Origin of the sequence: Rhodococcus sp. NPDC057135, from assembly GCF_042670865.1 — a bacterium.
Lineage (GTDB): Bacteria > Actinomycetota > Actinomycetes > Mycobacteriales > Mycobacteriaceae > Rhodococcus_F.
Genome location: NZ_JBHUUU010000027.1, coordinates 1 through 22,270, shown reverse-complemented (window position 1 = coordinate 22,270; position 22,270 = coordinate 1). Strand labels below are relative to the sequence as shown.

Annotated in this window: 22 protein-coding genes and 1 pseudogene; 11 read left to right on the top strand and 12 right to left on the bottom strand. The window is 63.4% G+C overall.

What is annotated here, in order from left to right; translation table 11 throughout:
• Positions 1-6: 6 nt before the first annotated feature.
• On the bottom strand, positions 7-462 hold the full coding sequence (locus ACFT1A_RS30395; RefSeq protein ID WP_378450035.1) for a nitroreductase family deazaflavin-dependent oxidoreductase: 456 nt from the start codon (positions 460-462) through the stop codon (positions 7-9).
• A gap of 377 nt (positions 463-839) precedes the next feature.
• Between ACFT1A_RS30395 and ACFT1A_RS30390 the strand changes: the two genes are divergently transcribed.
• From ACFT1A_RS30390 to ACFT1A_RS30370, 5 genes are all read left to right on the top strand, one after another.
• Entirely contained in the window at positions 840-1,406 is a 567-nt protein-coding gene (locus tag ACFT1A_RS30390; protein WP_378450034.1) for a TetR/AcrR family transcriptional regulator, read from the top strand.
• 94 nt (positions 1,407-1,500) lie between these two features.
• The gene (locus tag ACFT1A_RS30385; RefSeq protein WP_378450042.1) at positions 1,501-3,072 is read left to right on the top strand and encodes an MFS transporter; all 1,572 of its coding nucleotides are present in this window, start codon (positions 1,501-1,503) and stop codon (positions 3,070-3,072) included.
• Between the two features lie 95 nt (positions 3,073-3,167).
• Positions 3,168-4,781, top strand: coding sequence for a serine hydrolase domain-containing protein (locus ACFT1A_RS30380; protein ID WP_378450033.1), 1,614 nt, complete (start codon positions 3,168-3,170; stop codon positions 4,779-4,781).
• A gap of 18 nt (positions 4,782-4,799) precedes the next feature.
• Positions 4,800-5,225, top strand: coding sequence for a limonene-1,2-epoxide hydrolase family protein (locus tag ACFT1A_RS30375; RefSeq protein ID WP_378450032.1), 426 nt, complete (start codon positions 4,800-4,802; stop codon positions 5,223-5,225).
• Positions 5,226-5,255: 30 nt separating this feature from the next.
• Positions 5,256-5,660, top strand: a complete 405-nt coding sequence (locus tag ACFT1A_RS30370) for a carboxymuconolactone decarboxylase family protein (protein ID WP_378450031.1) — start codon at positions 5,256-5,258, stop codon at positions 5,658-5,660.
• Between the two features lie 56 nt (positions 5,661-5,716).
• Here the strand turns inward: ACFT1A_RS30370 and ACFT1A_RS30365 are convergent, their stop codons facing one another.
• The 5 genes from ACFT1A_RS30365 to ACFT1A_RS30345 all read right to left on the bottom strand — a co-directional run bounded on the left by ACFT1A_RS30365 (position 5,717) and on the right by ACFT1A_RS30345 (position 12,277).
• Positions 5,717-7,084, bottom strand: a complete 1,368-nt coding sequence (locus ACFT1A_RS30365; RefSeq protein ID WP_283301634.1) for a PhoH family protein — start codon at positions 7,082-7,084, stop codon at positions 5,717-5,719.
• 275 nt (positions 7,085-7,359) lie between these two features.
• Positions 7,360-8,076: a response regulator transcription factor gene (locus tag ACFT1A_RS30360; protein WP_378450030.1), complete on the bottom strand. Its 717-nt coding sequence runs from the start codon at positions 8,074-8,076 to the stop codon at positions 7,360-7,362.
• 26 nt (positions 8,077-8,102) lie between these two features.
• On the bottom strand, positions 8,103-9,536 hold the full coding sequence (locus tag ACFT1A_RS30355; RefSeq protein ID WP_378450029.1) for an amidase: 1,434 nt from the start codon (positions 9,534-9,536) through the stop codon (positions 8,103-8,105).
• A gap of 160 nt (positions 9,537-9,696) precedes the next feature.
• A complete protein-coding gene (gene glyA, locus ACFT1A_RS30350; protein ID WP_378450028.1) occupies positions 9,697-11,004 on the bottom strand; it encodes a serine hydroxymethyltransferase in 1,308 nt (435 codons plus the stop codon).
• Positions 11,005-11,080: 76 nt separating this feature from the next.
• The gene (locus ACFT1A_RS30345) at positions 11,081-12,277 is read right to left on the bottom strand and encodes a DUF885 domain-containing protein (protein WP_378450027.1); all 1,197 of its coding nucleotides are present in this window, start codon (positions 12,275-12,277) and stop codon (positions 11,081-11,083) included.
• A gap of 172 nt (positions 12,278-12,449) precedes the next feature.
• Here ACFT1A_RS30345 and coaA point away from each other — a divergent pair, with 172 nt between their 5' ends.
• Positions 12,450-13,382 (top strand): type I pantothenate kinase, encoded by a 933-nt coding sequence (gene coaA / locus ACFT1A_RS30340; protein WP_230814191.1) that lies wholly within the window; start codon positions 12,450-12,452, stop codon positions 13,380-13,382.
• A 6-nt stretch (positions 13,383-13,388) separates the two neighbouring features.
• Here the strand turns inward: coaA and ACFT1A_RS30335 are convergent, their stop codons facing one another.
• Positions 13,389-14,156: an isoprenyl transferase gene (locus ACFT1A_RS30335; protein ID WP_214885238.1), complete on the bottom strand. Its 768-nt coding sequence runs from the start codon at positions 14,154-14,156 to the stop codon at positions 13,389-13,391.
• Between the two features lie 172 nt (positions 14,157-14,328).
• Here ACFT1A_RS30335 and ACFT1A_RS30330 point away from each other — a divergent pair, with 172 nt between their 5' ends.
• Entirely contained in the window at positions 14,329-14,997 is a 669-nt protein-coding gene (locus tag ACFT1A_RS30330) for a hemolysin III family protein (RefSeq protein ID WP_378450026.1), read from the top strand.
• Here the strand turns inward: ACFT1A_RS30330 and ACFT1A_RS30325 are convergent.
• Genes ACFT1A_RS30325 through mca form a run of 3 tightly spaced genes read right to left on the bottom strand, consistent with a single transcriptional unit; the run spans position 14,964 to position 18,200 of the window.
• Positions 14,964-16,991: a thioredoxin domain-containing protein gene (locus ACFT1A_RS30325; RefSeq protein WP_378450025.1), complete on the bottom strand. Its 2,028-nt coding sequence runs from the start codon at positions 16,989-16,991 to the stop codon at positions 14,964-14,966. The genes ACFT1A_RS30330 and ACFT1A_RS30325 overlap by 34 nt on opposite strands.
• A gap of 19 nt (positions 16,992-17,010) precedes the next feature.
• Positions 17,011-17,325, bottom strand: a complete 315-nt coding sequence (locus ACFT1A_RS30320; RefSeq protein WP_007726381.1) for a hypothetical protein — start codon at positions 17,323-17,325, stop codon at positions 17,011-17,013.
• A complete protein-coding gene (mca, locus tag ACFT1A_RS30315) occupies positions 17,322-18,200 on the bottom strand; it encodes a mycothiol conjugate amidase Mca (protein ID WP_378450041.1) in 879 nt (292 codons plus the stop codon). The genes ACFT1A_RS30320 and mca overlap by 4 nt, the downstream gene beginning before the upstream one ends.
• A gap of 279 nt (positions 18,201-18,479) precedes the next feature.
• Here mca and ACFT1A_RS30310 point away from each other — a divergent pair, with 279 nt between their 5' ends.
• Entirely contained in the window at positions 18,480-18,905 is a 426-nt protein-coding gene (locus ACFT1A_RS30310; protein ID WP_230814194.1) for a DUF4307 domain-containing protein, read from the top strand.
• Positions 18,906-19,131: 226 nt separating this feature from the next.
• Positions 19,132-19,626: a transcription elongation factor GreA gene (greA, locus tag ACFT1A_RS30305; RefSeq protein WP_007726385.1), complete on the top strand. Its 495-nt coding sequence runs from the start codon at positions 19,132-19,134 to the stop codon at positions 19,624-19,626.
• 103 nt (positions 19,627-19,729) lie between these two features.
• Here the strand turns inward: greA and ACFT1A_RS30300 are convergent, their stop codons facing one another.
• Positions 19,730-20,830 carry an NlpC/P60 family protein gene (locus ACFT1A_RS30300; protein ID WP_378450024.1) on the bottom strand — a complete coding sequence of 367 codons (1,101 nt, stop codon included), beginning with the start codon at positions 20,828-20,830 and terminating at the stop codon, positions 19,730-19,732.
• Positions 20,831-21,035: 205 nt separating this feature from the next.
• On the opposite strand from ACFT1A_RS30300, the gene ACFT1A_RS30295 reads away from it, so the two are divergent.
• Both ACFT1A_RS30295 and ACFT1A_RS30290 read left to right on the top strand, forming a co-directional pair.
• Positions 21,036-21,281 (top strand): hypothetical protein, encoded by a 246-nt coding sequence (locus ACFT1A_RS30295; RefSeq protein ID WP_153211881.1) that lies wholly within the window; start codon positions 21,036-21,038, stop codon positions 21,279-21,281.
• A complete protein-coding gene (locus ACFT1A_RS30290) occupies positions 21,278-22,072 on the top strand; it encodes an FAD:protein FMN transferase (protein ID WP_378450023.1) in 795 nt (264 codons plus the stop codon). The genes ACFT1A_RS30295 and ACFT1A_RS30290 overlap by 4 nt, the downstream gene beginning before the upstream one ends.
• A gap of 6 nt (positions 22,073-22,078) precedes the next feature.
• Here ACFT1A_RS30290 and ACFT1A_RS30285 read toward each other — a convergent pair.
• Positions 22,079-22,270, bottom strand: a pseudogene (locus ACFT1A_RS30285) (threonine ammonia-lyase); the annotation flags it as partial.

Genomic DNA, 22,270 nt, shown 5'->3' with positions numbered 1-22,270 from the left:
GTCGATTCAATCTGTTGACGGGTCGGGCAAGAGCCTGATCCGAACGCTCACCGGATCGGTCTGCAACCCGCGGAACGCAGACGCAGTCAGTGCTGATCTGAGCTTCCCCGACGCGAAAGTCTTCACCCGCGCCGGCACGTCGTCGTCCGGCATGATCTGAGCCTGACCGTCCACCCACTCGCCGCGACGACGGATCCGAACCTCCGGCGTCGCAGAGATGTTGGCTCCCCAACCCGTGCCGATGCCGTGCTGCGCGATGACCCACGCCTCGTCGCCGTCATAGGTGATCGCGACCGGTACTCGGCGGGTCAGACCGGTTCGGCGTCCGACCGTTTCGATCTCGGTCATCAACGACGGCATCAGACCGATCCGGTTCAATCCGGTGACCAGCGGATTGGCGAAGTACTTCCCGACTGCGACTTCGATTCTTCTTTTTCGTGCAACGGACGTCGGAACCGGCATGTCGTTTTCCTCTCCTCCGGAGCTGGCACTCCATGCAGCAGCTCTATACCGCACGATATAACCACTGTTCGCAGAGTTTTGCCAGCAAGTATCTCCATCGATGCGCGCTACCTGCATACAACACTTGACTGTGTCTGCCGGTTACATCTAGTCTCAGATTCGTTCCTATACCGATCGACATACTGGGAGGCAGAGATGAACGCACCTCGAGACGCCTCGTCGCCATGACCGGCCCGCAGACGCGTTGTCCGATCACCGCAGCGCGTCGCAAGTGGGGCGTATCGAAGGAATCAGTGACACCGCAACAATCAGCGACACCGCAAGAATCAGTGACACCGCAACAATCGAGCAGCACCGCGATTGCATACGATGACGGGATGGCCGACTCCGATTCCCGCACTCTGATGCTGGTCGGCGCCATCAACGCCTTCCGCGAACACGGGATCGCCACAACCTCGCTCACCGAGATCGTCGAACGATCCGGCGCACCCCGCGGGTCGGTGTACCACTACTTCCCCGAGGGCAAAGGGCAGTTGGCCGGTGAAGCCGTCGCGTACTTCGGCCGGGGCATCAGCGCAGCAATCAGTTCGATGATCGCCCAGTCTTCCCCACCGGAGATCATCGACGCGGTTGTCACCATCTTCCGAAACAGCTTGGTAGAGAGCGATTTCACCTCTTCCTGTCCTGTCGCAGCCGCGGCGGTGGAGGGCGCGTCGACGCCGGCGGCGCTAACTGCCGCGGGCGAATCCTTCACCTCGTGGGAATCGCTTCTCACATCGTTCTTCTGGCAGCAGGGACAGCCGTCCGAGACTGCAGCACAGTGGGCAACCGTCGTCATCGCGTCGATCGAAGGCGCAACCCTGATGGCAAAAGCTCAACACACCACGGCGCCTCTCGATCGCATCGGCGCTCACCTCAAGGCCCTGGTCTCAGCCCCGAGCTGACGAACCCTACTTCCAACCGCTGCTGCCGTTCACGCAGGAGCAGAGATGGCGTACAAACATGTCTCACACACTTGCACCGGCGCCCTCGGCGCCCATGATGACAAAATCCCGTCGCTTCACTGCGCTGATCTTCATCTGCCTCGCCGAACTCCTTGTCGTGCTGGACAACACGGTGGTCAACGTGGCGCTGCCGACGATGAGCGTCGACCTGTTCGCCAGCGTCAGCGATCTGCAGTGGATCGTCGACGCGTACACGTTGACCTTCGCCGGCTTCCTCCTGACCTTCGGCCACCTGGGTGACCGCTTCGGACGCCGCCGAGTGATGATCATCGGCCTGATCGGCGTCGGTGCAATGTCGCTCGTCGGCGCTTTGGCTTCCAACCTCGAACAGGTGATCATGGCGCGAGCTGCCATGGGTGTCTTTGCCGCCGCGGTCTTTCCGGCTACCTTGGCGATGATCACGAACATCTTCACCGACGCCAGAGAACGAGCCATCGCCATCGCGGCCTGGACCGCAATGGCCGGCTTCGCGATTGCCATCGGTCCGACGGCAGGCGGTTGGCTGCTCGAGCACTTCTCCTGGCACTCGGTGTTCTGGATGAACGTTCCGGCCGCTTTGTTGGTCATCGTCGGTGTGCTGCTGGTTGTTCCGGAGTCGAAGGCGTTCCACGTCGGTCGCTTCGACTTCGTCGGAACAATTCTCTCGCTCCTCGGCATCGTCGTTCTGGTGTGGACCATCATCGACGCACCGCACCGCGGGTGGGTGTCGATGTTCAGCATCACGGGATACCTTTCTGCAACAGTGCTGTTGGCCGCATTCGTCTTCTGGGAACTACGCACCGACGCACCGATCCTGAACATGAATCTCTTCCGGATCCGACGTTTCTCGTTCCCCGCCTTGGCCATTGCGGTCAGCTACTTCAGCATGTTCGGATTCTTGTTCTTGATCACGCAGTACTTCCAGGGCGTTCGGGAGTACTCGCCGCTCGAATTCGGCATCCACTCTTTGCCTTTCGCTGCCGCCGTTGCCGTGGGCGCCCCGGTCGCCACCTTGGCGGCACAGAAACTCGGCACAACAGCAGTGATGGTGTTCGGCCTCCTCGTCCTCAGCGGCGGCATGTTCCTGGCGGGCCAGACGACCGTCAATACCCCCTATCTCGGACCCGTCGTGATCTCGATGGTGCTCATGGGTCTCGGCCTCGCGATTGTCCAGGGCCCGGCGACCGACTCCATCATGTCCTCGGTCCCCCTCGACGAAGCGGGCGCAGGATCAGCAGTCAACGACACGACGCGTGAACTCGGCGGGACACTGGGCGTCGCCGTCATCGGCTCGATCGTCGCGTCGTACTACACATCCAAGGTGGCCCCGATCGTCGACGCCATCCCCGACGCCGTGATGTCCGCCCAGGAAAAGGGCTTCGCTCGCGAGTCGGTGCTCAGCGTCATCGAGATCCGCTCCCGCGACATCAGCCCTCTCTTCGAGCAACAGAAGGAAAGTCTGATCCTCACGATGAAGACCGCGTGCCTGGAAGGCTTCGCCATCGCGTCGTACTTCACGGTCGGAGCAGCACTGATCACCGCTTTGCTGGTCGCGGTGTTGCTCCCCTGGAAACCCGTCACCGAAGGTTCGATCCTCAGCAGCCTGACAACAAAGGCTCCGAAGTAGACATACGGTTTTCCGATTTGTCCCACTATCAGCCGACGATTCCCGATACTGGATTGACCGAGTGGTACCGACGACGCCCCGTTAGGGAGAATCTCGTGTCCATCACCAGTAGAAACAGCTCTCGATTGTCGGCTGCGGCGGTTCCGGTCGTACTGACAATCGCACTGCTCGCCGGGTGTTCGTCCGATTCCGACACGACCTCAGCGCCCGGACCGGTCGTCAGCGACGCCAGCCCTGGCCTCGATGCCGGGGTACCGATCCCGGACGGACAGATCGACGACGCCGTCGGAAAGCTCGACGGCCTCGCGAACGATCTCATGCAGAGTTCCGGTGTTCCCGGTATGGCGGTGGCCGTAGTACACGGCGGCAAGACTGTGTACGCAAAGGGATTCGGGGTTCGTGAGTTGGGGAAGAGCGCCACCGTCGATGCCGACACCGTGTTCCAACTGGCGTCGGTGTCGAAATCGGTGGGGGCCACGGTGGTCGCCCACGAGGTCGGAATCGGGACCGTCGACTGGGACACTCCGGTGATCTCGAAACTGCCGGGGTTCGCGCTTGCCGACCCGTGGGTGACCGATCACCTCACGATCTCCGATCTCTACACACATCGGTCTGGACTACCGGACCACGCCGGCGACGGACTCGAGGACCTGGGCTACGACCGGGCCCAGGTGCTCGAGAGGCTCCGCCAACTACCGCTCAATCCGTTCCGAATCACCTACGAGTACACGAACTTCGGCGTCACTGCCGGCGCGGAGGCCGTTGCTGCTGCGGCAGGCACCGATTGGGAAACACTGTCGCAGAACACGATCTACGGTCCGCTCGGGATGACGTCGACGTCTTCGCGGTTCTCCGATTACCAGGCCCGAGAAAATCGGACAGTCGGCCACATCCTCGAGGACGGGAAGTACTCGGTAGGACCGGTCCGGGACGCTGACGCTCAATCCCCCGCCGGCGGTGTCAGCTCCTCGGTGAACGACATGGCCAAGTGGTTGGACATGGTGCTGGCCGGCGGTCGGTATCAGGGGCAGCAGGTCGTTGAGACGGATGCGCTCGTGCCCGCGGTCAACCCGGAGATCGTCTCGCGGCACGCGCAGGAAATCGGTGAGCGCTCCGGCTTCTACGGCTACGGGTTCAACGTTTCCGACAGCGCCGCCGGCCGTGTCACAGCCAGCCACTCCGGAGCCTTCCTGGTCGGAGCCGGGACGAATTTCGTGACGATTCCGTCCGCTGACGTCGGCATCGTCGTTCTCACCAACGGCACTCCCACCGGTGTCGCCGAGACCCTGACCGCCGAGTTCGCCGATCTGGTGCAGTTCGGAAAGATCACTCGTGAGTGGCGCCCACTGTACGAAGCGTCGTTTGCCTCGCAGACCGATCCTGAGGGCGAACTCGCGGGGAAGACACCGCCGTCCTCCCCTGCTCCAGCCCCGCCGACAAACCAAGTGACCGGCGACTACGGCAACGCCTACTGGGGTCCCGCGCTCGTGACGCAGCAGAACGGTGCGCTGACCTTGACCATGGGACCCGCGGCCGTGACGTACCCACTGACCCACTGGGACGGAAACACCTTCACGTTCCCCCTCAGCGGCGAGAACGCACCGGCCGGGACGGTCTCGAAGGCCATCTTCGACGGAAACTCGCTAACCTTGGAGTACTTCGATCACGATCACCTCGGTACCTTCATCCGGGAAACACCGCCCGAATAAATCAGCCAAGGACACCCCATGAGTAATTCGACAGCCACGGTGAACGCAATGTTCGCGGCCCTCACCGATTTCGACGTGGACACCGCAGCCGAATTGATGACAGACGACATCGTCTGGCAGAACGTCTCGCTCCCCACACTGCGAGGCAAGAAGACCGTCGTGCGAGCGCTCCGTCTGGTCACCAAGCCTTCACTGAAATTCGAGGCGGAGATGCACCACATCGTCGGCGACGAGTCAACGGTGCTCACCGAACGCACCGACATCCTGACCGTCGGTCCGCTGCGCATCGAATTCTGGGTGTGCGGAACCTTCGAACTGCGCGACGGCAAGATCTCCGTCTGGCGAGATTATTTCAGTCTGCGAGACGTCGCGTGGGGTGTGGTGACCGCGGTCGGCCGCGCAGTAGTCGGGAACGGGTCACGAAGTAGGCTTGCTCCGGCCTGAAAAATCCTGCCGAAAGCGAGCGAACCTTCCATGCCCGAGAACACCACGCCTGACTCCTTCGATGCCGGCTTGGCTGTGCGAACCGAAGTCATGGGCGCCGATTTTGTCGACGCTGCCTTCGAGCGCACCCGCGGCACCGACAGCGAAGAACTGCAGAACTTCGTCACAGCCAACGTCTGGGGTTCGGTGTGGACGCGCCCGGGACTGGATCGCCGCAGTCGCAGTCTGATCAATCTGGGGATGCTGATCGCACTGCGCGCCGAGAACGAACTCAAAGGCCACGTACGCGGGGCACTACGAAACGGCTTGACGCGCACCGAGATCGTCGAAACCGTGATCCACGCGAGCGCGTACTGCGGCGCTCCGGCCGGGCTCGCGGCAATGCGTGTGGTGCAAGAGGTTCTCGACACCGAGCTAGGACCGCTGCAGGACTGAACTACTCAAACCCGAACTCCCCGTGCAGTCCGAAGTCCGCACGGGGAGATCGCTTCTCAGGAAGTAGGGCCGAACTCCTCGAGCATCTCGGTCACCAACTCGGCGATCGGGGACCGCTCGCTGCGAGTGAGTGTGATGTGCGCGAAAAGCGGGTGCCCCTTGAGCTTTTCGATGACGGCCGCAACTCCGTCGTGTCTGCCTACTCGCAGGTTGTCTCGCTGTGCGACGTCGTGCGTGAGAACCACTCGCGACCCGGTTCCCAGACGAGAAAGCACTGTCAGCAGAACATTTCGTTCGAGGGACTGCGCTTCGTCGACGATCACGAACGAATCGTGTAGCGACCGACCGCGAATGTGCGTCAGCGGCAGCACTTCCAGCATTCCGCGGGCGAGAACCTCCTCGAGGACCTCGGGTGAGGCCAACCCGTCGAGAGTGTCGAAGACGGCCTGAGCCCACGGGCCCATCTTCTCGCTCTCACTACCGGGGAGGTAGCCGAGTTCTTGTCCGCCAACGGCATACAGCGGACGGAAGACGACAACCTTTCGCTGCGTGCGGCGCTCGAGAACGGCTTCCAAACCTGCCGTCAGAGCCAAGGCCGACTTACCGGTGCCTGCCTTACCACCGAGAGAGATGATGCCGATACTCTCGTCCATGAGGAGATCGAGCGCAATGCGCTGCTCGGCGGAGCGGCCGTGCAACCCGAACGCCTCGCGCTCACCGCGCACCAACTGGATGCGCTTGTCCGGAGTCACCCGTCCGAGCGCGCTCGACGAACCACCCAACAGGCGAAGGCCCGTGTGACACGGCAGATCTCGCGCTTCGTCGAGGTCCAGGAACCCCTCGTTGAACAGTTCGTCGATGTCCGTCGAGGCGACGTCCAGTTCGGTCATGCCCGTCCATCCGGAGGGCACGACGTCGTGAGCGTGGTACTCGTCGGCGGGTAGCCCCACCGCGCCTGCCTTCACGCGAAGCGGAATGTCCTTGCTGACGAGGACTACGTCCTTGCCCTCTGCCGCAAGGTTCAAGGCGCACGCCAAGATCCTCGAATCGTTACTGTCCGTGCGGAATCCGACGGGCAAGACCGCAGGGTCGGTGTGATTGAGTTCAACCTGCAGTGTCCCGTTCTCGGTGCCGATCGGCACCGGACGGTCCAGTCGGCTGTATTCGATCCGGAGATCGTCGAGCATGCGGAGCGATTCTCGGGCGAACCATCCCAGTTCGTGGTGGTGTCGTTTGCCTTCGAGTTCGCTGATCACGACCAGTGGCAGTACCACGTGGTGTTCGGCGAATCGAGTGACAGCCCATGGATCGGACAGTAGTACCGAGGTATCCAAGACGTACGTGCGAAGTGCATCTCCCGAATGATTCCCGGCTGATAGATCAGCCCGGGCCGAGTGGGCAGAGACGGAGCGTGATGCAGTCACGTTGGGCTCCTAGGTCTGCGCGGCACCCGCGCAAACTCAGCTCGCTGGGCCGGACGGCTCTGGTGTCAGGTGACGCAGTGTCAGCTGAAACAAGGGCCGGGCGCCGGCCCTCTCGTACTGAGTGTTTCAGTCACGATCAGAACCTCCCGCACAAGTAACTTCTGGTTACTCGTTACTGCCGACGGTACTGCGGATCGGACACTCGCGCCACGGAACGAGCCGCACATCTGGTGAACGCCAGGTAACAAAATGCCACACGTGTGATTCAGAGTCACTCAGGACTCGATCAGACCCCACTTGGCGGCGCGCACCGCTGCCTGAACCCGCGAATTTGTTCCGGTCTTGACGAAGATGTTCTCGAGGTGGGTGGCGACAGTGCGTCGGCTGACGAACAGCTCTTCGGCGATCTCGACATTGCCCGCGCCCTTGGCCACCAATTGCAGGACCTGAATCTCCCGTGGGCTCAGGTGGACGCGATCGAGCGCCACCTGGTCCCCCACTACGCGGGAGCAGGCCGCGCTGGACGCCGCCACCACCTCTCGCACGCGATCGACGACGCCGGAATCCGCGAAGCTCATGTGCAGCAATCCGGTCACCTCACGGCCGGAAAACCCCAATGCGACCGACGCCCCCTCGGCGTACCCGGACGGCCGCAGAACATCGGTGACCATCTCGACCTGCTCGAACCGTGGCACGTCCTGCCAGAACACCGGCACACCCGATGCCTCGCGAATGATGCCGAAGAGATTTCGATCGGCCACGAAGTCGTCGAGCAGGAACTCGAGCACCCTGGCGTTGTATCCGGAACTCGCCAGGGCCCGATGCCGCCCGGTCGACGGGTCTCGGTAGGTGACCGCGGCAGCCGAGTACTCGAGTCCACGCACGCGAAGTTCTTCGGCGCACAGACCGAGAATGCCGTACGCCCCCGCCGCCGGCGATCGCGGCGCGAACATGTCAGGTCCAGCGCCGCGATCAGGCAGTACAGACGTCATCAAACCAATCTAGTCAATAGTGTGAGCTAGGCCACCACCAGCGAATCGGCAGGCTTCTTGTCGGCCCACGGACGAGCTGCCTCGAAGTTCGCGGCCGTCCGCAAGACCAGTGCATCCTGACGGTGGCGTGCGGCAATCTGCAGCCCCACCGGTCGGCCGTCGGCGGTGAATCCGGCGGGCACGGTGATCGCCGGGTTGTTGAGCATGTTGTACGGGTAGGTGAAGAGCCAATCGAGCAACTGCTCACGCAGCGACGCACCTTCGAGCCACGACGGTGCGAACTGGCTGAGCGGGAACGTGGCCGACGCCAAGGTCGGCGAAACCAGTACGTCGTAGTCGTTCATGAACGTGGTCCACGTGTCCCACATGACGCCGCGGAAGGCGTCGGCCCGCCCGACGTCGACACCGGTGAGCCGCTCGGCCTCGTGCATGATCTCGATGAGGTTGTCATCGACCTCGCCGCGCTGGTTCTCCCAGTCGAGCAAGTCGTACTCCGAAGCGAAACCCGGAACCCAGATGCCGTTCCACATCGATTCCGACGGATTTCCCCACTCCGGGGTCGCCTCGGTGATCTGGGCGCCCAGTTCCTCGAATGCCGACAACGCGTCGAGACAGACGGCCAGCACCTCTGGATCAACATGGCCGAGACCGAGATTCGTCGACCACGCAACACGAAGTCCCTTCACGTCACCCTTCGCCGCTTCGACGTACGAGGTCTCGGCACGCTCGATCGAGAGCGGATCCGCATTGTGCGGCCCGGCCATGACGTCGAGCATGAGCGCGTTGTCGGCAACCGTCCTGGTGATCGGACCGTGGTACGCCCAGTTGTAGAACCGGCCGGCCAGGATGGTCTGCGGGATGACACCGGTGGTCGGCTTGAGCCCGACAACCCCGCAGAGAGCCGAGGGGATTCGCACCGATCCGGCGCCGTCACTGCCCTCGGCGAGTGGCCCGAGGCCGGCAGCCACAGCAGCCGACGCACCACCACTGGACCCGCCCGCGCTGTTGCCGAGCTTCCACGGGTTGTGCGTCGGCCCGTACAGGTGGTTGTCCGTGCCACCGTAGTAACCGCTTTCGGGAGTGTTCGTCTTTCCCAGGAACAGTCCGCCCGCGCCGCGCAGCCTGTCCACGACGACGGCATTTCCCGTCGCGATGTTGTCGGCCATCGGCTTCATCCCGAACGTGGTCGGCAGCCCGTCCACTGCCGTCAGATCTTTGATCGTGAACGGAACACCGTGCAGCGGGCCGAGCTTCTCGCCCGATTCCTGCTGCCGTGAGAGTTCGGCCGCGTCGCGCGTGACCTGCTCGCGATCGAACTGCACTATCGCGTTGATCGACGGGTTGACGGCGTCGACGCGCTGGATCATCGCTTCGGCAATCTCGTTGGGCGAGAGACTGTTCGACGCGACCTCCGCCGCCATCTCGGTAGCGGAGAGCCAATGCAGATTCTGTTCGGTCATGGGATTTCCTTCGCCGGAGGGGTGATGTTCTCAGGCTAGGAAGCGCCGAACTCCGCCACCATCGGTCATGTGACCGATGCCACAAGTCCATGAACCGCAAATACATGAACACCGACGGCCCGGCCCCTCGAAAGGGACCGGGCCGTCGGTGAAAAAATTCCTAGACGTTCTTGCTGAGTAGGCCCCAGTTCTCGAGACCGTCGTACAGCGGAAGGTCGAGGGCGAGCTTTGCGACGCGCGCACGCAGCGCCGGCAGATCCGCGTCGCCGGCCAGAGCGGTACCGATGATGTCGGCGACCTCGGTGAACTCGGCATCGCCGAATCCGCGGGTGGCCAACGCTGCGGTACCGATACGCAGACCGGAGGTGGTCATCGGCGGGCGGGGATCGAACGGAACAGCGTTGCGATTGACCGTGATGCCGATTTCGTGCAGAAGATCCTCACCCTGCTGGCCGTCGAGCTGCGAGTTACGCAGGTCCACGAGAACGAGGTGGACGTCGGTGCCACCGGTCAGAACGCTGATGCCCTGATCTGCGACGTCCTTGTTCCCCAGACGCTCGGCCAGGATGCGCGCACCGGAAAGCGTGCGTGCCTGACGATCCTTGAACTCTTCTCCCGCAGCGATCTTGAAGGTGACTGCCTTGGCCGCGATGGCATGCATGAGCGGTCCGCCCTGCTGACCGGGGAAGACAGCGGAGTTGAGCTTCTTGGCCCACTCCTTCTTCGCCAGGATCAGACCGGAACGCGGTCCACCGAGCGTCTTGTGGACGGTCGAGGAGACGACGTCCGCGTACGGGACGGGCGACGGGTGCAGGCCTGCCGCAACCAATCCGGCGAAGTGAGCCATGTCGACCCACAGGTACGCCCCGACCTCGTCCGCGATCGCACGGAAGGCCGCGAAGTCCTGCTGACGCGGGTACGCGGACCAGCCGGCGACGATGACCTTCGGCTTCTCGGCGAGGGCGATCGAGCGCACCTCGTCCATGTCGATGCGGTGATCTTCCTTGCTGACGCCGTAGGACGCGACGTCGTACAACTTGCCGGAGAAGTTGAGCTTCATGCCGTGCGTGAGGTGACCGCCGTGTGCAAGGTCGAGGCCGAGCAGCTTCTCACCCGGGTTCATCAGTGCCATCAGGACAGCAGCATTGGCCTGTGCGCCCGAGTGCGGCTGAACGTTCGCGAACTCCGCACCGAAGAGTTCCTTCGCACGGTTGCGCGCCAGATCCTCGATGACGTCGACGTGCTCGCAACCGCCGTAGTAACGACGTCCCGGGTAGCCCTCGGCGTACTTGTTGGTCAGGACGCTGCCCTGAGCCTGCAGAACCGAGCGGGGAACGAAGTTCTCCGACGCGATCATCTCGAGCGTGTCGCGCTGACGAGCCAATTCACCAGCCATCGCCTCGGCGACTTCGGGGTCGAGTTCGGCGAGTGATGCAGAGTTGACGTCGGAGCCGGGCACAGCGGTCATCGAAGAATCTCCAAGCTGGATGCGGAAACGAATGCGTCCAGTCTACGAAGTTCGCTCCCGCCGTCTCCACCCGGCACTAGGCAGCACGCAGAGAGCTGGGAACCAGCGGCTCGTCGAGCAGCCTGCGGAAGCGTTCGGTGCGCTCTGCGCCTACCGGCACCTCGTCCAGCCAGCCCCCGAGCAACCGGTATCCCTCGACATACGTGCTGGTGTAGGCCCGCCACAGCGGTGAAGACAGGAACTTGAGCGACTGCCGCGCGCGTTCCGGCGTCGACAGCGACCACCGTTCGAGGAAGAGCGCCACGTCGTCGAGGCTGCGACCCTCGTCGTGCAACATCAGAGCGGCGTCCTGACGAACGCTCAGCAATTGCCCCGACGCGGTGGAGAGCCGTTGCGCCTTCTCCCCATCGAAGGACAAACCGAGATCGGCGTAGATCTCCTGCGCCCACAAACCCCAGTCCGGACCGACTATCGCTTCGAGCGCCAGATCCGCGAGTCCTTCGGCCATGATGCACTGCGGCGTGTTGACCAGGAACAGCGTCTGCTCGAGTTGGCCGGTCCCCACCAGGCCGGCTTCCTTGCGGCAATGCTCGGTGTGATGGCCGGGGTAGGACTCGTGCGCGATCAGCCGTGGCAGGTTGGCCATGAACTGCGGCAGGTCCGAGTTGATCGCAACCTTGGAGCGGTAGTCACCGAGGTAGTAGTTGAAGCCGGACCACGGCTTGTCCCCCACCACTTCGTATTCGACGGTTTCCGACGCGGGAAGCCCGAACGTGCCACGAACCAGATCACGCAGCGCACTCGACATTGCCTCGACGCACTCGTTCAGTCTTGCTGCGGGGATCTCGTCGGCCTTGCGATGTGCCTGCACCCGCTGCGCCAACGGTCCCGGACCGGGCAGAACTTCACCCATCAACCGGTGAGCGTCGCTGTAGGCGTCCTCGTTTCCCTTGGCGATTCGTACGTCGAAGTACGCCTCCACCTCGTCCACGAAGCCGATGTCCTCACCCGCGAACTTGCGCCCGGAGCATTCGAGGGCGCGCAGGTGAACGTCGATGAAGTGAGCGCGCTCGGCGTTCAGACCACTTCCGGCCAGTTCGCCCCGCAATTGACGTGCCGTGCGGGCAAGTTCACGCGGATCGGGCTTCGGGGCGCTCTCGACCTGCTTCCGCAACGCCGGGTCACCGGTGAACGCATCGACGAATCCGTCTTCGAGACGGTCGAAACCCAGTCCGAGCAGCAGATATTGGCGAACAAGTGTGTCTGGATCCATAACGACCGAGCCTAGCCGCTCGCTCCGGAATGCCACCCGGCGAAAGTCCCGGACGTGGCACCGAGCACAATCCGACTATGCACTCGGATCGTGCGCACTCGCGCCTGGCTTGCTCGCATAGCTGTTTCGTTCGCCGGGCTCCGGGTTCACTACGCGCCGGTGAGCTGGGCTGATGGCGCGTACCAACGAGTCGAGTCCCTACGTCGAGTTCGACCGCAAGCAGTGGCGGACACTGCGTAAGTCGACGCCGCTCGTGTTGACCGAGGACGAGTTGTACGGCCTGCGCGGTCTCGGCGAGCAGATCGATCTCGAAGAGGTCGCCGAGGTCTATCTCCCCCTCGCACGTCTGATCCACCTGCAGGTGGCGGCGCGCCAACGACTGTTCGCGGCCACCGCCACGTTCCTCGGTGAGAAGCATCCCGATCGTCAGGTGCCCTTCGTCATCGGTGTCGCCGGTTCGGTTGCGGTCGGAAAATCCACGACAGCTCGTGTGCTGCAAGCTCTCCTGGCTCGCTGGGATCACCATCCGCGCGTCGACCTCGTCACCACGGACGGATTCCTGTATCCGACCAAGGAGCTCCAGCGTCGAGGCATCATGCACCGCAAGGGATTTCCCGAAAGTTACGATCGTCGCAAGCTGTTGCGCTTCGTCACGGAAGTCAAGTCCGGCGCGGAAGAAGTAGCGGCGCCGGTGTATTCACACACGTCGTACGACATCATCCCGGGCCAGTACCATCTGATCCGCCAGCCGGACATCCTCATCATCGAGGGCCTCAACGTCCTGCAGACCGGCCCGCGTCTGATGGTCTCCGATCTGTTCGACTTCTCGATCTACGTCGACGCCCGCATCGAGGACATCGAAGCCTGGTACATCGAGCGGTTCCTCGCGCTTCGCAACACGTCGTTCGCCGATCCGAACGCTCACTTTCACCACTACTCCGGTCTCTCCGACCGTGACGCGACCATCGCGGCGAAGGAGATCTGGAACTCGATCAATCACCCGAACCTGGTGGAGAACATTCTCCCCACCCGTCCCCGCGCAACCCTGGTGCTGCGCAAGGACGCCGATCACACGATCAACCGGCTCCGACTGCGCAAGCTCTGAGACCGCTCAGGCGCCGAACCGCCGGTGGCGCGCCGCGTAGTCACGCAGGGCCCGCAGAAAGTCGACTCGGCGAAACTCGGGCCAGTACGCCTCGGTGAACCAGATCTCCGAATAGGCGCTCTGCCACAACAGGAATCCGGAGAGCCGCTGCTCGCCGGAGGTGCGGATCACCAGATCCGGATCGGGCTGCCCCGACGTGTAGAGGTGACCGTCGATGCCGTCGACCGTGACGGCCTGGATCAGTTCGTCTCCACTCAGACCTTCACCGATCTTGTCGCGCAGGAGCGATTGGACGGCGTCGGCGATCTCCTGCCGTCCGCCGTATCCGATCGCGACGTTGACATGCGTTCCGGTTCGGCCACTGGTTCCGGCTGCAGCTTCCCGCAATCGCCTGGACTGCTCGGGGGGCAGAAGATCGAGGGCACCGACGATCTGCACACTCCAGTTCTTGCCGGGCCCGGAGATCTCTTCGACGACGTCGGTGATGATCTCGAGGAGGGTGTCCAACTCTTCCGGTTCGCGGCGCAGGTTCTCGGTCGAGAGCAGATAGATGGTTGCCATCTCGATTCCGGCGGCATCGCACCATTCCAGCAATTCGGCGATCTTGAGCGCGCCCATGCGGTGCCCGTGACTGACATCGGTGAAGCCGTTCTCGCGGGCCCATCGCCGGTTTCCGTCACACATCACGGCTACGTGCCGTGGGTGCGCGAGACCGTCGAGATGACTGAGGAGTCGTCGCTCGTAGATGCTGTACAGCAGTCCGCGCAGATTCACCGTGACATCACCATGGTGTCAAAGACTACGCCCGGCAGTGACAGCCACATGCGAGCGCCGTCACGCTTTTTGTACGCGTCGAAAACCCGCAGGTAGGTTATGCTACTGGTGCGTAACCTACGGTACCGTAGGTTACGCGGTTCGCAACAACACGGAACGAGAGGGGTTGCACATGACGGCATTCGGGCTCGACGAGCTTCCGGTCAAACCACGCATGCGCGGTTGGATCCACCTGTGGGCGCTCGGTGTCTCCGTCGTGGCGGGCATCGTTCTCGTGTCCGTGGCGGGCGCTCAGGTGGGCGCCAAGGCGGCCTGGGCAACCGCGATCTACAGCATCACGATCTGCGGCCTCTTCGGCATCAGCGCGACGTATCACCGCATCCAGTGGCAGACGGTCAAGGGCCGTACGTGGATGAAGCGTGCGGACCATTCGATGATCTTTCTCTTCATCGCCGGCAGCTACACACCGTTCGCCATGCTCGGCCTCCCCACTGCAACCGGCAAGATCATTCTTGCGATCGTGTGGGCCGGCGCGCTCGCCGGCGTAGCACTCAAGATGCTCTGGCCCACCGCCCCGAAATGGGTCGGAGTCCCGCTCTACCTGCTCCTCGGCTGGGCGATCGTCCCAGTGGTCGGCGAACTGACACACCAGGTCGGTGTGGCGCCGATGGTGCTGCTGCTCGTCGGCGGAATCTTCTACAGCGTCGGCGCAATTCTGTACGCGACGAAATGGCCCAACCCGTGGCCCACGACGTTCGGTCACCACGAGTTCTTCCATGCCGCGACGGTCGTCGCGGCGATCTGCCACTACATCGCGGTATGGCTCGTCGTGTTCAACTGACTCGCCAGTTCCACCACCGTCGTCACCGGCCGATCGCACACGAATCCCCGGCAGATGTATGCGGCTTCACCACCGTCGACCAGGGGTCGATCGGCAAGCAGCGGTGAAGAATCCGGCGCTCCGCCCACCACCACTGCACCACCCGGGGCAAGCCGGCGGGCAGCGGCCAACAGCGAACCTTCACCGACGACGGCCACCTGTATCGGACCACGCAACGACGCTTCCGCCACCGCGAGCCAGTGTCCCGCCGACCGCGGCGCACGCTCGAGCGGCAGCGTGGCCCTCGCCATCGCGTCCGCCGCGGCCTGGGCGTAACGAGAGGAGCGCTCGGCGTCGGTCAACGCCGCTGCGGTCAACAGAGCCTCGGCGACGCTCGACGCACCGGAAGGCGTCGCGCCGTCCAACGGGTCTCGGGGCCGGGTGACGAGAGACTCCGCGAAATCGGCTGTGTCGAACCAGCTTCCCGGCTCGGCCGGATCGGCGAAATGATCGAGAGTGACGTCGAGCAACTGCTGCGCCGCATCAAGCCATCGCGCAGATCCCGTTGCCTGGTAGAGCGCCAGGAGGCCCGTCGCAAACGCTGCGTAATCCTCGAGCACTGCCGTCGGGGTGCCGACAGTCCCGCCGAGGGAAGCACGGCGCAGATGACCGTCTACCAGGTGAAGGTCGAGAAGAGCGCCAGCGCACTCGGCTGCCGCGTCGATCCAACCGGGCCGGTCCAGGGCAAGGCCCGCTTCCGTCAAAGCCGTGATGGTCAGCCCGTTCCAGGCAGTCACCACTTTGTCGTCGCGGCCCGGCTGTGGACGCTGAGCCCGAACGACACGGAGAGCGTCGGAGACCTTCTGCCAGCGCGACCAGTCGTCGGGGTCATGGAGCAACTGCAATACCGACGCACCCTCTTCGAAGGTTCCGGTATCGGTGACCCGGAACAACTCCGACGCCCACTGCCCGTCGTCCTCGCCGAGAATCTCGACCAGTTGCGCCGGCGTCCATACGTACGTGAGGCCTTCGACGCCGTCGGTGTCGGCATCGAGAGCCGAAGCGAAGCAACCGTTCTCGGTCAGCAAATCGGCGAGCAGGAACCCTGCGGTCTCCGCGGCGACGCGAGTGGCCAGGTCCGATCCGGTTCGCCGCGCCCAATGCGCGTAGAACCGCAGGAGCAGCGCATTGTCGTAGAGCATCTTCTCGAAGTGCGGAACCACCCACTCGGCATCGACCGAGTACCGCGAGAAACCGCCACCCAACTGGTCGTAGATGCCGCCACGTGCCATTGCTTCGGCGGTGCGCTCGATGCCTCCGAGAATCTCGCCCGAACCTGTGCGCTCGAACTGTCGGAGCAGTCCCTCCAGAAGTGCCGACGGCGGAAACTTCGGTGCCCCGCCGAATCCCCCGCGCGGAATGTCCTCGTCGCCGAGGATCGACAGACCCGCCGCATCCAGCAGCTCCGCATCGACGGGCGCGCCGCCGTACGGGATTCCGCCGGACGCGCGCTGAAGTTCCGTGACGATCGACTGTGCCGCGTTGTCGACCTCGTCGCGCCGATTGGTGAAGGTGTCCGCTATCGCTTCGAGAAGCTGTGTGAACGAGGGCATTCCGCCGCGAGGCGTCGGCGGGTAATACGTACCGCAGTAGAACGGCGAACCGTCGGGAGTCAGGAAACAGGTCATCGGCCAGCCGCCCTGACCGGTCATCGCGACCGTCGCGTTCATGTAGACGGCGTCGATGTCCGGACGTTCTTCGCGGTCCACCTTCACGCAGACGAAGTTCGCGTTCATGATCGCCGCGATCTCGTCGTTCTCGAACGACTCGTGCGCCATGACGTGGCACCAGTGGCACGCCGAGTACCCGATCGAGAGGAGGATCGGCACGTTGCGCTCGCGCGCCCACTCCATCGCCTCTTCGCCCCACTGTTGCCAGTGGACCGGATTGTCGGCGTGCTGACGCAGGTAAGGACTCGAGGACCCACCCAGGTTGTTCCGCATCCGTGGGTCCATCGTCGCTACCTCGTCCGTCTCAGGATTCTTGCTTCGGCTTCTTCTCGGTAGAGACGTTCGGTTCCGCCGGGCTCGGAGCTGTGATCGCTCCCCGGTCGGTGCCTTCGTCCGCCTGCTGATCGAGTTCGGGATGATCCGGTTCGAAGGTTTCCGGCAGCTTCTTGAGCTGGCGATTCATCGACCGAACCAACAGGATCACACCGATGAGCAGCGCCAGAATGACCAGCAATCCGACCGGAGACGACTTTCCGAACTCCGGGCCGGATGGATTACTCGGGGTCTGAGCAAGAAATTGTGTGGTGCCGAGAACTACCTCGGCGGACAGAGCATTCACTTCTGAGCGTCCTCTTCGAGACCTGCGAACAGGTCGGTTTCCGGAATGGACGTGGTGACCCGCGTCTTGGCGAGCTCGAATTCCTCGGTGGGCCAGATCTTCTGCTGAATGTCGAGCGGCACAGCGAAGAACGAACCGTTGGGATCGATCTGCGTCGCGTGCGCACGCAGAGCGTCGTCACGCTGAGGAAAGTAATCGCCGCACGTGACCTGAGTGGTCACCCGAACCATCATGTCGCCACGCTCGGTCTTCCACTTCTTGAGCCAGTCCGCCATCGGGAACGGCTCACCCCGGCGCTCGTACTCCTCCTGGAAGAGTTCGAGGCGCTTACGGATGAATCCGTGCGAGTAGTAGAGCTTCTTGATCTCCCACGGCTGACCGTCTTCGGGGAAGTACTCGGGATCGGCGGCGGCTTCGTACGCAGCCATCGACACCTCGTGGCACCGGATGTGGTCCGGGTGCGGGTATCCGCCGTTCTCGTCGTACGTCGTGACGACATGGGGACGGAATTCGCGAATCACCTTGACCAGAGCGCGCGTGGACTCTTCGAGCGGAACGAGGGCGAAGCACCCTTCGGGCAGCGGCGGAAGAGGGTCACCCTCGGGGAGCCCGGAATCGACGAAACCGAGCCAGCGCTGCTTCACGCCCAGGATGCGAGCGGCCTCGGCCATCTCCTCCTGGCGGACTTCGCTGATTCGATCGCGGACGCCGGGAACGTCCATGGCCGGGTTGAGAATGTCGCCACGCTCACCCCCGGTGAGCGTCAGGACCATCACTTCGTGGCCTTCGGCTGCATAACGGGCGGTGGTGGCCGCACCCTTGCTCGACTCGTCGTCGGGATGGGCATGCACGGCCATGAGCCGGAATCCGCTCACGTGTTCGTTCACCTCAACTTCACCTGGAGCCGTTGCCGGCAGTTCACCTATTGCCGTCGCCGGCAGTCTTCGACCAACACGCTCTGTACCGCTCGAATTGCTCCGAGCCTTTGCCGTCAAACGTACCGACTGCCGTCAAACCTACCGACGGCGCGACGGGACACGTCCTCTATAGTTCCACCCGAGAGTTCCTGGCGCAGCCGTGACCCCTTCAGTAGTTCGGTGGGGCGCAGTCAGTTGCTGCACGACACGTGAACTCGAGTCTTCGAGAGCAGAGTGATGAGCAAACCGCTTCCCCAAGATCGGTACCCGAGCACTACTCGCACGGGCAGTCCCCGCAAGTGGATGGTGTGGGCTCTGACCGCTCTCGTCATCGTCGTCGGCGGCGGAATCGCGTACTACGCGTACGGAAAATTCGCAGTCAAGGAAATCGAGACCGAGACCATCTCGTTCGACATCGCCAACGACGCCACGGTGAAGATCCGCTTCACCGTCACGCGTGACGATTCGTCACGTGAAGCGATGTGCATCGTGCGCGCCCGCTCGAAGGACGGCTCCGAAACCGGTCGCCGTGAGGTCTACGTCCCGCCTTCGGAACATCAGACACTCGAGTTCAACACCGAGGTCAAGACGTCCCAGCCGCCAGGCATGGCCGACGTCTACGGCTGCAGCTTCGACGTTCCGGAGTACCTGACCAAGAGCTGACCTCGGACGCACCCACCCTGCCGGACGTTTGGCGCCGGACAGGGCGGGTAGTCATGCGTGATAGAATCGCCCGATACACGGTTCCGGGTGGAACCGTGTATTGCTGCATTGACGCAAGGTTTGACGGCAAGGCTGCACCCCTGGTGGTGCTTCTGCGTCGTTGTTCGCTGCTGTTGCAGCGATCGTCGAGGGAGCCCCCGGCTCCGACTACTAGGGAGTGATCGAGATGACCGAGACCCAGGTGACCTGGCTTACCCAGGAATCACATGACAGGCTCAAGAACGAACTCGACCAGCTCATCGCCAATCGCCCTGTCATCGCCGCCGAGATCAACGAGCGTCGCGAAGAGGGCGACCTGAAAGAGAACGGCGGCTACCACGCTGCCCGCGAAGAGCAGGGTCAGCAGGAAGCCCGCATTCGCCAGCTCCAGGAGCTGCTGAACAGCGCCAAGGTCGGCGAAGCCCCCACGCAGTCCGGTGTTGCACTGCCCGGATCCGTAGTCAAGGTCTACTACGACGGCGACGAGAGTGACACCGAGACGTTCCTCATCGCTACCCGCGAAGAAGGCGCACGTGACGCCAAGCTCGAGGTTTACTCCCCGAACTCACCGCTGGGCGGCGCATTGCTCGAAGCCAAGGTTGGCGACACGCGTGAGTACAACCTGCCCAACGGCAGCACCATGAAGGTCACGCTGCTGAGCGCGGAGCCTTACCACAGCTGATCAGCTGTACCAGCTCTGAAGACGTACCAGCTCTGAAAAGAAGCGCCACCCGATTCGGTCGGGTGGCGCTTCTTGCTCTATCGGCGTTGCAGTTCCGGCGCACTCACACCACGCGGCGAGCCTTCATTCCGGCGAAGATCGGGCCGACCTTCACGACGTCGCCGAACGTGGGTGCGTGAAGCATTTGGCCGTTGCCGACGTAGATCGCCACGTGGCCGGGTCCGCCTGCCTGCCAGTTGCCGAACAACAGGTCACCGGGCTGCGCCTGGTCGAGCGGGATCTCGACGCCGACGCCCCACTGCGTCTCGGAGGTCCGCGGCAGCGTCACGCCAGTTGCCGCGTGGATCGCGTACGACGTCAAGCCCGAGCAGTCGAACCCGCCCATCGACGGCCCGTTGACGTTTCCGCCGCCCCACACGTAGGGCAATCCGAGAAACTTCAGACCGGCCTCGACGACGCCGCCCACCGCAGCGGCGAGGTTGTTGTAGTCGAAGGGTGCGAGCATCAGGGCGAACGAGTCCTGCAACGATTTGATCTGGGCGACAAACGGAGCGGCGGCCGCCTGCTCGGCGGGAACGTCGCCTGACTTGTCCGCCGGAACGCCGCCCGCTTCACGAACGGCATCGGGTCCGACGTCGTATGCCGCGAGGGCGAGGTCGACGGTATCGCCCTCGACTTCACCGGACTTCTGCCAGGACTGCGCTTGCTTCACGAGATCGCACAACCGGTAGCCGGTTGTCATCACCGGATCGGCGACGCCCAGGATGTCCATCTTCCCGTCGCCGTCACCGTCTTTGCCGTAGGCAGTCCACGCCGCGGTGGTGAAGCGGCCAGGCCCGCGTCCGCCCTCAGGTGAGATGTCGGTGTCGGGTCCGTACTTGAATCCGTTCTCGACCGAGTACAGCGAGGCGATCACTGCGGGCGTGATCTCCGAGCAGAGGGCACCGGCCTTCTTGATCCACGGCGCGAACACTGCCACCGCTCCCACGGGCGCCAACGTCGCTCCCGGAAAGTTGGAAGGTACGGAAGGCACGATTCCCTCAGGTGTGTCCTGTGTTCGCGCCGGCCCGTTCCAGGCTGCAAGTGAGACTGCAGCATTCGAAGACTCGTTCTTCTCGACTTGAGCGGGCGCGCCGAGAGTTCCACTCATCACGCCCAGTGCGGTGCCGATCGACACAGCGATCGCCAGGACACCGACTGCCATCCGAACCTCCGATAAACCTCTGAAAACCCATGTACGTGGTCGTACCCGAAACTTGTCGGTGCGAACATCTACTCTTTCGAACATGCATTCGACACGGCTAAGTCTCGCGACTCCTGTAACCAATGTCTCATTTATCTCGGTGGGCGTTACGCAAATGACTACAGACGCCAAGGCTTTTCTCAGGTTCGGCGTGCAAGCTGAGTGCATGAGCGACGATCGGCCACGACCCGCCCGGGGACGCACTACGGTGTATCGACCCGTTCGCCTCGCCCTCGCAGCCACGGCTGTGGCGGGAGCACTCGCAAGCGGCGGACTTTCTCTCGTTTCCTCTCCTACGGCCACGGCGCTCGCGCCGGACACCTCGGCTTCTCACACCAAGAATCCCGTAGCGAAGCGGCCCGTCGTGGTCGCCGGATTCGGAACCCCGGACGCCGTCTCCAACGGTTCGTGAGCACTCCGCGCTCGGCCTCCGAGTGGCTCACCTGGGGCGTGCAGGCTCGGGTCGTCGTCACCGACCCTGAAGTCCTGCCCTCCGCGGCTAGCCTGGTTCGCGGGTACCTCACCGCTGCCGACGCCGCCACCAATCGAGATCGTGCCGACTCCGAGATTCGGACTTACGTCAGCGCCGCAAGCAACGTCGATGGCGTCGCCGTGACGCCCATGTTCGCGCACTTTCTCGAGGACGCGTTGGCTGTCGCACGCTTGACCGACGGCAAACTCACGCCAACGGCCGGCTCGCCAGACCCTCACTCCTGGTGGAAGATTCGCGTCGAGAACAACCGTGTGTACAGCCCGGACGACGTCGTTCTCGATCTGTCCGCGACGGCCCGCGCCAGTTCAGCGGACCACTGCGCGGCGTCCACTGCCACGCTTCTCGGGTGCGGAGTGTTGGTCGGCCTCGGCGGCGACATCGCCGTTGCCGGCCCGGCGCCGGAAGACGGCTGGCAGATTCAGGTTCAAGACCTACCCGGGGATCCGACGTGCCAGGTAGCTCTCCCGTCCGACTGCGGGATCGCCACGGCCAGCACCGTCAAACCACTGCATCGCGAATCGACAGCGACACCGATGTGGCGGACGGTGTCAGTGATTGCATCGTCGTGCGCCCAGGCCGCCGCACTGAGTCGTGTTGCGGTCGGCATGGGCGGTTCGGCCATCGACTGGCTACATCAACTCGACGTACCCGCCAGGCTGGTCGACCAGGAGTTCCGCGTGACGGTTCTGGGCGGCTGGCCTGACGAGTAACACGCGTCAGTTCTGCAGGCGTACTGCGTAGCCGGCGCGGTCGAAGGCCGTCAGAAGTTCCGCCTTGTTGTCCGGACCACGCGTCTCGACGGTGAGGAAGACCTCCACTTCGTCGAGTGCAAGTTCGCCACCGGTACGGGAGTGGATGACGTCGACCACGCTGGCACCATTTGCCCGAACCACTTCGAGCAGTGAGAC